This is a genomic window from Bradyrhizobium sp. S3.12.5, assembly GCF_040548225.1.
Taxonomy (GTDB): Bacteria; Pseudomonadota; Alphaproteobacteria; order Rhizobiales; family Xanthobacteraceae; genus Bradyrhizobium; species Bradyrhizobium cytisi.
Window position 1 is genome coordinate 90,919 of the sequence record NZ_JBEPRF010000011.1, and the last position, 13,324, is coordinate 104,242.

Here is a 13,324-nt window from a genome sequence, read left to right on the forward strand (position 1 = left end):
GCTGCTAGTGATTATCCCGCGCCACACCGAAGGTGCCGGCGACGTTCTGGTAGCGTGTGGCGATCTCCACGCAGGCGCCGGTGGCGTGCTGGCCAACCGTGTTGCGATAGAGCTCCTGCCACGGCGTCTGGTTCGCCGGATGCTTGAAGCCGCCATTGGCCTTCAGCTCGGCGTGGCGCTTCTTCAGCTCGTCGTCCGAGATCAGGATATTGGCGCTGCCCTTGTTGAGGTCGATGCGGACCTTGTCGCCGGTCTTGAGGATCGCGAGCCCGCCGTTGGCGGCCGCTTCCGGTGAGGCGTTCAGGATCGACGGCGAGCCCGAGGTGCCCGACTGGCGGCCGTCGCCGATGCAGGGCAGGGAGTGGATGCCGCGCTTGATCAGGGCGGCCGGCGGCTGCATGTTTACGACCTCGGCGCCGCCGGGATAGCCGATCGGGCCGGTGCCGCGGATGAACAGCACGCAGCGCTCGTCGATGTCGAGCGAGGCATCGTCGATCCGCGCGTGATAATCCTCCGGGCCCTCGAACACGATGGCGCGGCCCTCGAAGGCGTTGAGATCCCCGGGGCTGCTCAAGTAGCGGTCGCGGAATTCCTTGGAGATCACAGAGGTCTTCATGATCGCGGAATCGAACAGATTGCCCCTCAGCACCAGGAAGCCCGCATCCTTCACCAGCGGCTTGTCATAGGCCCGGATCACGTCGTTATCGGGCTTGGGCGCATCCTTGCAGTTCTCGCCGATGCCGCGGCCGTTCACCGTGACCGCGTCCTCATGGATGCGCTTGTGCTTCATCAATTCGCGCACCACGGCCGGCACGCCGCCGGCGCGGTGGAATTCCTCGCCGAGATAGAAGCCGGCCGGCTGCATGTTGACCAGCAGCGGCACGTCGTGGCCGAATTTCTGCCAGTCGTCGATCGACAGCTCCACGCCGATGTGGCGGGCCAGCGCATTGATGTGGATCGGCGCGTTGGTCGAGCCGCCGATCGCCGAGTTGATGACAATGCAGTTCTCGAACGCCTTGCGGGTCAGGATGTCCGACGGCTTGAGGTCTTCCCAGACCATCTCGACGGCGCGCTTGCCGGTCTCGTAGGCGATCTGGCCGCGCTCGCGGTAGGGGGCGGGGATGGCCGCGCAGCCCGGCAGCGAGAAGCCGAGCGCTTCGGCGAGCCCGTTCATGGTCGACGCCGTGCCCATGGTGTTGCAATGGCCGACCGAGGGCGCCGAGGACGCCACGATCTCCATGAACTCTTCATAATCGATCTCGCCGGCGGCAAGCCGCTCGCGCGACTTCCAGACGATGGTGCCGGAGCCGGTGCGCTCGCCGGCATGCCAGCCGTTGAGCATCGGGCCGCCCGACAGCACGATCGCGGGCAGGTTCACGGTCGCCGCCGCCATCATGCAGGCCGGGGTGGTCTTGTCGCAGCCGGTGGTCAGCACCACGCCGTCGAGCGGATAGCCGTAGAGGATCTCGACCAGGCCGAGATAAGCGAGGTTGCGGTCGAGCGCCGCGGTCGGGCGCTTGCCGGTCTCCTGGATCGGGTGGGTCGGGAATTCCATCGCAATGCCGCCGGCCTCGCGGATGCCTTCGCGGACACGGTGGGCAAGCTCGATATGATGCCGGTTGCAGGGGGAGAGGTCGTTGCCGGTCTGGGCGATGCCGATGATCGGCTTGCCGGACTGCAGCTCTGAGCGGGTGAGGCCGTAGTTCAGATAGCGCTCCATGTAGAGCGCCGTCATCCCCGGATTATGCGGGTTGTTGAACCATTCCTGCGAGCGAAGGTGGCGGCGGGTGCCGTTACCGGCGGGCGCATGCCCATTGGTTGGCTTTTTTGTCATTGGTTTCTCCTTCAATGCAAACGCGCGGACCGACGTCCGGGATGTCGATCGATGCGATGCCCGGCAGCGCGAGCATGTAACGACGGCCCGCCTGCTGGCGAACGTTTCCTCACAAATGCGATACTACTCATGGGTCGTTGGTAACGCTATCATTTTGTACGACTGGCGCCCATTCCGGCGCGCGCGGGCCGGCTGCTGGCCGCTGCGTCTGCGAGCTCTGCCGCTCGATCACGGTAAAGCCGAGATCGAGCACGGGCTCTTGGGGACGCCTGCCTTCAATCGCCTCGATCAGCATCGCGGCAGCGGCGCTGCCCATTTCGTAACGGTTGGTCCGCACACTCGTTAGCGTCGGCACCGAGGAGGCCATGAATTCGAGGTCGTTGAAGCCGACGATCGCGATCTGCTCGGGGACCGCGATCTCCCGGCGCCGGCATTCGAAGAGCACGCCGAGCGCGAGGTCGTCATTGGCGCAGAACACCGAGTCGATGCCGGACTCGCGCGCGAGCAGATCGGCGAACAGCGCGCCGCCCAGCGTCACCGAGGTCGGCGTCGCCGTCGTCACGATCAGTCTTTGGTCGAACAGGCCGGCGTCCTTCATGGCCGCGACATAGCCGTCGAGCCGGCGCTGCACCCGCGGATCCATGCGTGCGCCGACGAAGCCGACCTTGCGGTGGCCCTGCGCGAACAAATGAGCAATCGCCGCGCGCGCTGCATCATAATGGGAAAAGCCGATCATCATGTCGACCGGGTTGGGCCCGATCTCCATGATCTGCACGATCGGGCAGTCCGCCGCCTCCAGCATCGCGCGCGATTCCGTGGTCTGGTCGATGCCTGTGACGATCAGTCCCGCCGGCTTCTGCGCCAGAAACAGGCGCAACAGCTTCTCCTCCTGGAGAATGGAGTAGCGTGTGTTGGACAATTGGATCGAGTAGGGGCTGCCTTCGAAAGCGTCATAGATGCCGCGCAGCACGTCGGAGAACACGTTGTTGGTCAGTGACGGAATCAAGACCCCGATCACCTCGGTGCGCTGCGAGGCCAGCGCGCGTGCCGCCAGGTTGGGAACATAGCCGAGCTCCTGGGCCGCGCTTTCGACCCGCGTCCGCTTGGCGACCGACAGCGCCTCGGGATTGCGGAAGAAACGGGAGGCGGTAATCGGGCTGACGCCGGCGAGCTCGGCGACTTCTGCCAGCCGAATCTTGCCAGACTTGGTGCGCTTTCGACCCATTTGTTGCTCTTAACACAGCCACTCCCGCAAACAAAGGATCGTTGACAGCGCTACCAGCAACGACTAACCAAAGACAAATTGCCAAAGCCGCACAAACTGCTGACAATGTCGCCTGTTAAGAAGGGCTTCGGGTCGGCGAAGTTCAGAAAAAACAAGACGGTGGCGGCGCCACAGTTGCGTCGTCTAAGTCGGAGGAGGGAGCTAGATGTCGTCTGTGCAAATCCGCGACGTGCGGAAATCGTTCGGCAATTTTGAAGTCCTGCACGGCGTCTCGATTCCGATCGAGGACGGCCAGTTCGTCGTTCTGGTTGGCCCCTCCGGCTGCGGCAAGTCGACGCTTCTGCGCATGCTCGCAGGCCTCGAGAACATCACCTCCGGCACCATCTCGATCGGCGACCGCGTCGTCAACAATGTCCAGCCCAAGGAGCGGGACATTGCGATGGTGTTCCAGAACTACGCGCTTTATCCGCACATGACGGTTGGCGAAAACATGGGCTTCTCGCTGAAGCTGCGCAATGCCGGCTCCGACGAGATCAACAAGCGCGTCAAGCGCGCCGCCGAAATCCTCGCGCTGACGCCATTGCTCGAGCGCTACCCGCGCCAGCTCTCCGGCGGCCAGCGCCAGCGCGTCGCCATGGGCCGCGCCATCGTGCGCGATCCCCAGGTGTTCTTGTTCGACGAGCCCTTGTCGAACCTCGACGCCAAGCTGCGCGTCGCCATGCGCACCGAGATCAAGGAGCTGCACCAGCGGCTCAAGACCACGACCGTCTACGTCACCCACGACCAGATCGAGGCCATGACCATGGCCGACAAGATCGTCGTGATGCATGACGGTATCGTCGAGCAGATGGGCACGCCGCTCGAGCTCTATGACAAGCCGGAAAACCAGTTCGTCGCCGGATTCATCGGCTCGCCCGCGATGAACTTCCTGAAGGGGCATGTCCGCGTCAATGGCGTGGCGACCTTCGAGGGGCCGAACGGCGTCAAGCTGCCGCTCAGGAACGCCCCGGCCGGCTCGGATGGCAAGCCTGTGGTCTATGGCGTCCGTCCCGAGCATTTCACCATCGCCGATGACGGTGCCGACGCCGAGATCGTCGTGGTCGAGCCGACCGGCTCGGAGACGCAGGTGTTTGCGAAGGTCGGTGGCGAGCAGGTCGTCGCAGTTTTCCGCGAGCGTCACCAGTTCAACCCGGGCGACAAGGTCAAGCTGAAGCCCGATCCGACTTTGGTGCATCTGTTCGACGAGGCGACGGGCAAGCGCATGTAGCGGCGTTTCGTGACGTAAGACGGCCAAATACAAATATAAAATTCAGGGAGAGAACGATGAGCCATTTCGACAGGCGTAGTGTGCTTAAAGCCAGCCTGGGCGGCGCAGCTTTGCTCGCTGGCCCAGGGATCGTCCCGGTGCGTGCTGCGGAGTGGACCAACACGCCGGAGCCGAATGCCTCCATTCGCGTGCTGCGCTGGAAGCAGTTCATCCAGGCCGAGTTCGACAAGTTCGCCGAGCAGACCAAGAAGTTCTCCGAGAAGACCGGCGTCAAGGTGAAGCTCGAGGCCGAGAGCTGGGAAGACATCCGGCCGAAAGCCGCGGTTGCCGCCAATGTCGGCGCGGGCCCCGATCTCATCGTCGGTACGCTCGACGATCCCTTCAAATTCCCCGAGAAGCTGATCGACATGACTGACATTGCTGATTATCTCGGCAAACAGTATGGCGGCTGGTATCCTGTTGCCGAGCGCTACGGCAAGAAGGGCAACAGCTGGATCGCCATTCCGCAAGGCGCGACCGGCGGCTGCCTGAACTACCGCATCAGTCACGTGAAGGCCGCGGGCTTCGACGAATTCCCAAAGGACACCGACGGCTTCCTCAAGCTGTGCCAGGCCCTGAAGAAGAACAACACGCCGGCCGGCTTCGCGCTCGGCCATGCCACGGGCGACGCAAACGGCTGGTGCCAGTGGGCGCTGTGGGCGTTCGGCGGCAAGGTCGTCAACGACAAGAACGAGGTCGTGATCGACTCGCCGGAGACGATCGCTGCTATCGAATACGTCAAGCAGCTCTATGCGACGTTCATTCCGGGCGTGCTGTCGTGGAACGACTCGAACAACAACAAGGCGTTCCTGAACGGCGAGCTCAGTCTCACCCTGAACGGCATCTCGATCTGGACCGTCGGCAAGAACTCCACCGATCCCAAGCAGCAGGAGATCGCCAAGGACATGAACCACGCGCCGATGCCGATCGGGCCCGTGGGCGTGTCGACCGAGCAGCAGAACGTCCTGGTCTACTACGGCTACAAGCACTCGAAGTATCCGAAGGCGGTCAAGGAATTCATCAAGTTCATGATGGACAAGGAGAACTACGACGCGTGGGAGGTCGCCTCCAACGGCTACGTCTCGCCGCCGCTCCCGGCCTATAACGACAACCCGGTCTGGACCTCCGATCCCAAGATCACGCCGTATCGCGACTGCCTGAAGCGTTGCCGCGACAACGGCTATGCCGGCGATCTCGGCTACGCCTCGGCCGCCGTGATGGGCGACTTCGTCGTGGTCGACATGTTCGCGGAAGCCGCCTCCGGACAGGCCACGCCGAAGGAAGCAGCCGCCCGCGCCGCCGAGCGTGCCAAGCGCTACTACCAGGTCTGATCAGCCACAGCCGGCGGCGTCCAGTTCGCTGGGCGCCGCCGTCGTCGTTTCCGTGAGGGGAGTCCGACATGGCAGTTATGGCCGAGCCCGTCGCCGCGCAGGTCAAGCGCAGCAGCCTGTGGTCCAGAGCATTCGAAAGCCGAAACTTTCTCGGCGCGATGTTCATGGTGCCGGCAATCGCCATCCTCATTCTGTTTCTGGCTTATCCTCTGTTGCTGGGGTTGTGGCTCGGCATGACGGATACCAAGATCGGGGGCGTCGGCCGTTACATCGGCTTCGCAAACTTCGTCTCGCTGGCAAAGGACTCCGTGTTCTGGCTGTCGGTGTTCAACACGATTTTCTACACGGTGGCCGCCAGCGTCGTGAAATTCGCGATCGGCCTTTACCTGGCGCTGCTGCTCAATGAGCGGCTGCCGTTCAAGTCGATGATCCGGGCGATCGTGCTGTTGCCCTTCGTGGTGCCGACGGTGCTCTCGGCGATCGCGTTCTGGTGGATCTATGACAGCCAGTTCTCGATTATTTCCTGGGTGCTGATCAAGGCCGGCCTGATCACGCACTACATCGACTTCCTCGGCGATCCCTGGAATGCGCGCTGGTCGGTCGTCGTGGCCAATATCTGGCGCGGCGTGCCCTTCGTGGCGATCACGCTGCTCGCGGGATTGCAGACCATCTCGCCCTCGCTCTATGAGGCCGCCAATCTCGACGGCGCCACCAATCTGCAGCGCTTCCGACACATCACGCTGCCGATGCTCTCGCCGATCATCGCGGTCGTGATGACGTTCTCGGTGCTGATGACCTTCACCGACTTCCAGCTGATCTACACCATCACCCGCGGCGGGCCGATCAACGCCACGCACCTGATGGCGACGCTGTCGTTCCAGCGCGCCATCACCGGCGGCAATCTCGGCGAGGGCGCGGCGATCTCGAACGCAATGATCCCGTTCCTGGTCGCGGCGATCCTGTTGAGCTTCTTCGGGCTTCAGCGCTCCCGCTGGCAGCAGGGCGGAAGGGACTGACTATGAGCACAGCGGACGACCAAAGCGTCGGAATGGACTACCTGGAAAGTTTTCCGCGGAAGTTTCTCCGCGTCTACCTTCCGCTCGGCCTGATCATGGTCTTCCTGCTGTTCCCGTTCTACTGGATGACGGTCGCGACCTTCAAGCCGGATGCGGAGATGTACGACTACGAGAAGTACAATCCGTTCTGGATTTTGCATCCGACGTTCGAGCACATCACAAAACTGTTCTTCGAGACCGACTATCCGCTGTGGATGTGGAACACCATCATCGTCTCGGTGTCCTCGACCTTCATCTCGCTGTTCGCCAGCGTCTGCGCGGCCTATGCGATCGAGCGTCTGCGCTACAAGGGCTCGCGCTATGTCGGCCTGGCGATCTTCCTCGGCTATCTCGTCCCGCCCTCGATCCTGTTCATTCCGCTGGCCGCGATCGTGTTCCAGCTCGGCTTGTTCGACGGCAATCTGGCGCTGATCCTGACCTATCCGACCTTCCTGATCCCGTTCTGCACCTGGCTCCTGATGGGCTATTTCCGCACCATTCCCTACGAGCTTGAGGAATGCGCGCTGATCGACGGGGCGACGCGGCTCCAGATCCTGACCAAGATCACGCTGCCGCTGTCGCTGCCGGGGGTGATCTCGGCGGGCATCTTCGCCTTCACACTGTCCTGGAACGAGTTCATCTACGCGCTGACCTTCATCTCCTCGTCGGAAAACAAGACGATTCCCGTCGGGGCCATCACCGAGCTCGTCAATGGCGACGTCTACCATTGGGGTGCCCTGATGGCGGCGGCCCTGACCGGCTCGGTCCCCGTAGTTATCCTTTATTCCTTCTTCGTAGAGTACTATGTGTCGGCGATGACCGGCGCCGTGAAGGAATGATCGCGGGGCCTGCCTGAGAACGCGCCAAGAACGTCTCAAAAGGGACTTTCAGGAGCGGCGCGTTCCGGCCAATAAGAAGGAGTAGGCTCTTGCACATTCTGGTTCTGGGCGCTGCCGGCATGGTCGGCCGCAAATTGTGTGAACGGCTGTTGCGCGACGGCCGGCTCGGCAAGAGCGACATCACCAAGCTGACCATGCACGACGTGGTCGAGCCCAAGAAGCCGGAGAAGGCCGGTTTCCCCGTCGAGACCGTCTCGGGCGACTTCGCCGTCCCGGGTGCTGCCGAAAAGCTGATCGCCGGCCGCCCCGACGTGATCTTCCATCTCGCTGCGATCGTCTCTGGCGAGGCCGAGCTCGATTTCGACAAGGGCTACCGCATCAATCTCGACGGCACGCGGATGCTGCTGGATGCCGTCCGCCTCGTCGGTGGCGGCTACAAGCCGCGTGTGGTGTTCACGTCCTCGATCGCGGTGTTCGGTGCGCCGTTTCCGGATGCGATCGGCGACGAGTTCTTCCACACGCCGCTGCTCAGCTACGGCACCCAGAAAGCGATCGGCGAGCTGCTGCTTGCGGATTATTCGCGCCGTGGCTTCCTCGACGGCATCGGCATTCGCCTGCCGACCATCTGCATCCGTCCCGGCCTACCCAACAAAGCGGCTTCGGGCTTCTTCTCCAACATTCTGCGCGAGCCGCTCGCCGGCAAGGAAGCGGTCCTCCCGGTGTCCGAGGACGTCCGCCACTGGCACGCCACGCCGCGCTCGGCGGTCGGCTTCCTGCTTCACGCCGGCACCATGGACCTCACCAAGGTCGGTCCGCGCCGTAACCTGACCATGCCGGGCTTCTCGGCCACGGTCGGTGAGCAGATCGCCGCGCTCAGGCGTGTCGCCGGCGACAAGGTCGCGGCGCGCATCAAGCATGAGCTCGATCCTTTCATCGCAGGCATCGTCGGCGGCTGGCCGCGCAATTTCGAGGCGAAGCGGGCGCGCGAGCTCGGCTTCACCACCGAAGAGAAGAGCTTCGATGATATCATCCGCATTCACATCGACGACGAGCTCGGCGGCAATTTCGTTGCCTGATCGTTGGAGATGAACAGCCTGGATATGACGATGGCGAGCGTTGCTTGCATCGGTGAATGCATGGTCGAGCTCCGGCAGGCCCAAGGTGGGCAAGCCGGGCAGGGCGGTGGCCTGTTCTCGCGCGGCTTCGGCGGCGACACCCTCAACACGGCGGTGTATCTGGCGCGGCTCGAGGTCAAGGTCGACTATCTCACCGCGCTCGGCGACGATGGCATGAGCGAGGAGATGATCGCGGCCTGGAATGCCGAGGGCGTCGGCACGCGCCGCGTGGTGCGGCTGCCGGGCAAGCTGCCGGGCCTCTACATGATCCAGCTCGATGCCAATGGCGAGCGTCAGTTCTTCCACTGGCGCGACAGTGCGGCGGCGCGCCAGCTGATGAGCCTGCCGGAGACCGACGAGCTCCTGAACTCGCTGATGAGCTATGACATCGTCTATCTCTCCGCGATCACGCTCTCGATCTACGAGGCGGCCGGACGCGATCGCCTGTTCGCGGCGATCAAGCGCGCCCGGCTGCTCGGCACCCGCTTCGTGTTCGACACCAATTTTCGCGCGCGCGGCTGGCCGGACCGCGACGTCGCGCGCGAGGTGTTCGCCGCGGCGTTTGCAGCCGCCGATATCGTGCTGACCTCGACCGAGGATCTGCTCGCGCTCTATCCCGGCGAGAGCCCCGAGCAATTGATGGCGCGCATCCCCACGCCCGAGCTGGTGTTCCGGCTCGCCGAGCCTGTCAGCCTGCTGCGCTTTCCCGGCGGGACCAGCGAGGTCCGCGCCGAACCAATGACCAAGCCCGTGGTCGACACCACAGCGGCCGGCGACAGCTTTGCTGCGGCCTATATCGCGGCTCGCCTCGCCGGTTCCGAACCTGTCGAGGCCGCCCAGGCCGGGCATCGCCTCGCCAGCCTCGTGATCTGCTATCCTGGTGCCATCATTCCGGGCTATGCCATGCCGCCGAAGAAGCGGCACCGGCCCGCGACCACGCGTCAAGCGACCAAGTAAAACGAAAGCCAAGATGACCACCGCTGCCCAACAGAACCACCTCGTCGCGCTGTTCAAGACCGCGACCGTCATTCCCGTCCTCACCATCGAGCGTATCCAGGATGCCGTGCCGCTGGCGCGTGCGCTGGTGGCCGGTGGCGTCCGCACGCTAGAGGTGACCCTGCGCACCCCCGTCGCGATCGAGGCAGCAAGGGCGATGATGGCCGAAGTGCCCGAGGCGGTCGTCGGCATCGGCACGATCCTCAATCCGGCCGACTTCACCCGTGTCGAGAAGCTCGGCGTCGCGTTCGGCATCAGTCCGGGCCTGACCCCCGATCTGCTGAAGGCCGCCACCGATAGCTCCTTGCCGTTTGCGCCGGGCATTGCCACGGCGTCCGAACTGATGATGGCGTTGTCCTACGGCTTCGACGTCGCAAAATTCTTCCCGGCCGAGCAGGCCGGCGGCATTAAGGGCCTCCGCGCGCTCGGCGGACCATTCCCGAATGTGCGGTTCTGCCCGACCGGCGGGGTCGGCGAGGCCAATGCGGCGAGCTGGCTCTCCGAGCCCAATGTGGTCGCGGTCGGCGGTTCCTGGCTGTGCCCGACGGCGGAGATCAGGGCCGGGAACTGGGCCGGCATAACTGCCATCTGCCAGCGCACCCTCCAGGCCCTTAAACCTGCGTGAAGTCTTGCCGTCCCTGGGCTAAGACTTAGCTCAGCAAGAGACCGCCAGGGAGAAAAGACCATGACCGCCAGCATCGTCGGGTGGGCGCATACGCCGTTCGGCAAGTTCGACACCGAAACCGTCGAAAGCCTCGTCACCCGCGTCGCCAACGAGGCGATGGCCGATGCCGGCATTTCGGCCGCCGATGTCGACGAGATCGTGCTCGGCCATTTCAACGCCGGCTTCTCGGCGCAGGATTTTACCGCCTCGCTGGTGCTCCAGGCCGACCCGAAGCTGCGCTTCAAGCCGGCGACCCGCGTCGAGAACGCCTGCGCCACCGGCTCCGCGGCCGTGCACCAGGGCCTGCGCGCGATCGCCGCAGGGGCCGCCAAGATCGTGCTGGTCGTCGGCGTCGAGCAGATGACCCGCACCCCGGGTCCGGAGATCGGCAAGAACCTGCTCAAGGCGTCGTACCTGCCTGAGGACGGCGATACCGTCGGCGGTTTCGCCGGCGTGTTCGGCAAGATCGCCAGTTCCTATTTCCAGAAATACGGCGACCAGTCCGATGCGCTGGCGCTGATCGCGGCCAAGAACCACAAGAACGGCGTTGCCAATCCCTTCGCCCAGATGCGCAAGGATTTTGGCTTCGAGTTCTGCCGCGCCGAGAGCGAGAAGAATCCGTATGTCGCGGGCCCGTTGAAGCGCACCGACTGCTCGCTGGTCTCCGACGGCGCGGCCGCGCTGGTGCTGGCCGATGCCGAGACCGCCAAGGGCATGGGCAAGTCGATCGGCTTCCGAGCCACCGCGCACGCGCAGGACTTCCTGCCGATGTCCAAGCGCGACATCCTTCAGTTCGAGGGCTGCACCATCGCCTGGCAGCGCGCGCTGGAGCAGGCGGGCGTTGCGCTCACCGATCTCTCCTTCGTCGAGACCCATGACTGCTTCACCGTCGCCGAGCTGATCGAGTACGAAGCGATGGGCCTGACGCCGAAGGGGCAGGGCGCCCGCGCCATCAAGGAAGGCTGGACGCTCAAGGACGGCAAGCTGCCGGTCAATCCGTCCGGCGGGTTGAAGGCCAAGGGCCATCCGATCGGCGCCACCGGCGTCTCTATGCATGTGATGACCGCGATGCAGCTCGCAGGGCAAGCGCCCGAGGGCATGCAGCTCAAGAACGCAAAGCTCGGTGGCATCTTCAACATGGGCGGCGCCGCCGTCGCCAACTACGTCTCCGTCCTGGAGCCGCTGAAGTAGGTCTCGTCGGGTGGGCAATGGCGCGTGCGCGCCGTGCCCACCTTTTTCTCGCGCTAGATCATGGTGGGCACGCTACGCTTTGCCCACCCTACCTACCGCTCCTGATTGATTTGCAGGGGATGTATTATGAGCAATAGCTACGAAGATTCGCTTCCTCTCGACGCCCTCAACGAGCGCATCGCGATCCTCGAGGACAATATCCGCCAGCTGATCGAGCAGGCCGCGGCCGCCTCGGGTGAGCAGAACGAGTCGCGGATCGCCGACCGCATCAGCCAGCAGAACGACGAGCTCGACCGTCTCATCAAGATCCGCGACTCCCGCCAGAAGAAATAGCGGACGCATCGCGCATGCGGCCATACCCCGGCCGCCCTTGCGCGCGCGAAAGCTGGTCCCGTTCTTTGAAGAAGACGTAGTGGGATTCCGTCATTCGGGGGCGGTCCCAAGAAAAACAACTTGGGACCGAGCCTGGAACGGGTATTCTGGGCCTGGCTTGTGCGAAGGCCACCCCGGAATGACGAAAACTCTCACACGCTAGCTCAACGCCCGTAGAACAAGATGCTGGCGATGACCAGCATCGCCGTCACCGCCAGCATATGCGCGAGCGCACCCGAGGCCGCCCCCTTGGTGGCTTCCTTCATGCCAATTTCTCCCTAGACTTGGGCGTGACTCATCGTTGCGTGGTGAGCGCAAGGACGGCCAGTTTATTTTACTCGGAACACCCCACTTCGCGTATTCGCCGCGATCAAGTCCCCACGTGGCGAATATCGACTGTACCAAGGTCGATCAGCAATGCGGCGGCATTTTGACTCGATGTTGTTGCTCCTGCGTCGCTGCGCGAATACAATTTTTCGGGAACTTGCCCCGACAACGACAATAAGCATCAAAGGCTCAAGGAAAAAATTCCACCATGGCCCGCATCGACTACAGCGATCCGTCCAAGGCATCCGACCGCACCCGCGAAATCCTCGACAAGAACCGTAATGCCAACATCTTCCGCATGATGTCGCATTCGCCGAGCTATTTTGAGCAGTACTGCCGCCTCGGCGGCGCCATCCGCCACAAGGGCGAGCTCGATCCGATCGTGCGCGAGCTCGCGATCACGCGCACCGGAATTTTGTGCGAGGCGCCGTACGAGATCGTCGCGCACAAGCGCATCGGCAAGAACGTCGGCGTCACCGACGCGCAGAACGAAGCGCTGGAAAACTGGCAGGCCGCTGACTGTTTCGACGAGACGCAGCGCGCCGCGCTCGCCTTCACCGACGAGATCGTGAAGCTGAAGAAGCCAACGGATGCGACCTTCAAGGCGATCGCCGCAAAACTGACGCCGGCAGCGCTCGTCGAGCTGCAGCTCTCGGTCGGCTTCTACATCATGACGTCAAAGTTCCTGGAGACATTCGAGATCGATCTCCAGCCCGTCACCGAAGTGGTGGGCTGAACCAAGGCTTGGCTTGCGAGGGATGATCATGACAATCGATGAATATGCGGCTTGGGCCGCAACCATTGCCAAGGTCGATGAGCATCCCTCGAACGAGCGGCTGTCCTATCTCGGGCTCGGCCTCGCCGGTGAAGCGGGCGAGGTGGCCGACCACATCAAGAAGCTGCTGCGCGACGACTGGCTCGACAAGGCGGGTCTCGTCGACGAGCTCGGCGATGTCATCTACTACTGGGCCTGCCTGTGCGCTGCGACCGGCCAGCAGCCATCCGAATTGCTCAAGGCCAGCGCAGCCAAGATCAAGCGGCGGCTCAGCGAGGCGGCGAGCCGGTAGGC

At 63.6% G+C, this 13,324-nt stretch carries 13 protein-coding genes; 11 read left to right on the top strand and 2 right to left on the bottom strand.

The features are described 5' to 3' along the window. Positions 1 to 4: 4 nt before the first annotated feature. Together ABIC09_RS17825 and gntR are read right to left on the bottom strand one after the other, a co-directional pair. Positions 5 to 1,834 (bottom strand): IlvD/Edd family dehydratase, encoded by a 1,830-nt coding sequence (locus ABIC09_RS17825; protein WP_148749423.1) that lies wholly within the window; start codon positions 1,832 to 1,834, stop codon positions 5 to 7. A 127-nt stretch (positions 1,835 to 1,961) separates the two neighbouring features. Then, positions 1,962 to 3,059, bottom strand: a complete 1,098-nt coding sequence (gene gntR / locus ABIC09_RS17830; protein WP_354110057.1) for an HTH-type transcriptional regulator GntR — start codon at positions 3,057 to 3,059, stop codon at positions 1,962 to 1,964. A 205-nt stretch (positions 3,060 to 3,264) separates the two neighbouring features. Here gntR and ABIC09_RS17835 point away from each other — a divergent pair, with 205 nt between their 5' ends. The 11 genes from ABIC09_RS17835 (at position 3,265) to ABIC09_RS17885 (ending at position 13,322) form a co-directional block, all read left to right on the top strand. Next, positions 3,265 to 4,326 (top strand): ABC transporter ATP-binding protein, encoded by a 1,062-nt coding sequence (locus ABIC09_RS17835; RefSeq protein ID WP_354085291.1) that lies wholly within the window; start codon positions 3,265 to 3,267, stop codon positions 4,324 to 4,326. Between the two features lie 56 nt (positions 4,327 to 4,382). After that, the gene (locus tag ABIC09_RS17840) at positions 4,383 to 5,696 is read left to right on the top strand and encodes an ABC transporter substrate-binding protein (protein WP_148749425.1); all 1,314 of its coding nucleotides are present in this window, start codon (positions 4,383 to 4,385) and stop codon (positions 5,694 to 5,696) included. A 68-nt stretch (positions 5,697 to 5,764) separates the two neighbouring features. Then, positions 5,765 to 6,712, top strand: a complete 948-nt coding sequence (locus ABIC09_RS17845; RefSeq protein ID WP_148749426.1) for a carbohydrate ABC transporter permease — start codon at positions 5,765 to 5,767, stop codon at positions 6,710 to 6,712. A 2-nt stretch (positions 6,713 to 6,714) separates the two neighbouring features. Beyond that, on the top strand, positions 6,715 to 7,590 hold the full coding sequence (locus tag ABIC09_RS17850; RefSeq protein ID WP_148749427.1) for a carbohydrate ABC transporter permease: 876 nt from the start codon (positions 6,715 to 6,717) through the stop codon (positions 7,588 to 7,590). 89 nt (positions 7,591 to 7,679) lie between these two features. Continuing rightward, positions 7,680 to 8,666 (top strand): D-erythronate dehydrogenase, encoded by a 987-nt coding sequence (gene denD, locus ABIC09_RS17855; protein WP_354110058.1) that lies wholly within the window; start codon positions 7,680 to 7,682, stop codon positions 8,664 to 8,666. A 30-nt stretch (positions 8,667 to 8,696) separates the two neighbouring features. Further along, positions 8,697 to 9,662, top strand: coding sequence for a sugar kinase (locus ABIC09_RS17860; protein WP_354033996.1), 966 nt, complete (start codon positions 8,697 to 8,699; stop codon positions 9,660 to 9,662). A gap of 13 nt (positions 9,663 to 9,675) precedes the next feature. Further along, positions 9,676 to 10,326 (top strand): bifunctional 4-hydroxy-2-oxoglutarate aldolase/2-dehydro-3-deoxy-phosphogluconate aldolase, encoded by a 651-nt coding sequence (eda, locus tag ABIC09_RS17865; RefSeq protein ID WP_354110059.1) that lies wholly within the window; start codon positions 9,676 to 9,678, stop codon positions 10,324 to 10,326. Between the two features lie 60 nt (positions 10,327 to 10,386). After that, positions 10,387 to 11,556, top strand: coding sequence for an acetyl-CoA acetyltransferase (locus tag ABIC09_RS17870; protein ID WP_354085287.1), 1,170 nt, complete (start codon positions 10,387 to 10,389; stop codon positions 11,554 to 11,556). Between the two features lie 126 nt (positions 11,557 to 11,682). Then, positions 11,683 to 11,889 carry a hypothetical protein gene (locus tag ABIC09_RS17875; protein ID WP_148749432.1) on the top strand — a complete coding sequence of 69 codons (207 nt, stop codon included), beginning with the start codon at positions 11,683 to 11,685 and terminating at the stop codon, positions 11,887 to 11,889. A gap of 574 nt (positions 11,890 to 12,463) precedes the next feature. Then, positions 12,464 to 12,991 carry a carboxymuconolactone decarboxylase family protein gene (locus ABIC09_RS17880; RefSeq protein WP_354110060.1) on the top strand — a complete coding sequence of 176 codons (528 nt, stop codon included), beginning with the start codon at positions 12,464 to 12,466 and terminating at the stop codon, positions 12,989 to 12,991. A 28-nt stretch (positions 12,992 to 13,019) separates the two neighbouring features. Beyond that, positions 13,020 to 13,322 carry a nucleoside triphosphate pyrophosphohydrolase family protein gene (locus ABIC09_RS17885; protein ID WP_187434639.1) on the top strand — a complete coding sequence of 101 codons (303 nt, stop codon included), beginning with the start codon at positions 13,020 to 13,022 and terminating at the stop codon, positions 13,320 to 13,322. Positions 13,323 to 13,324 lie beyond the last annotated feature (2 nt).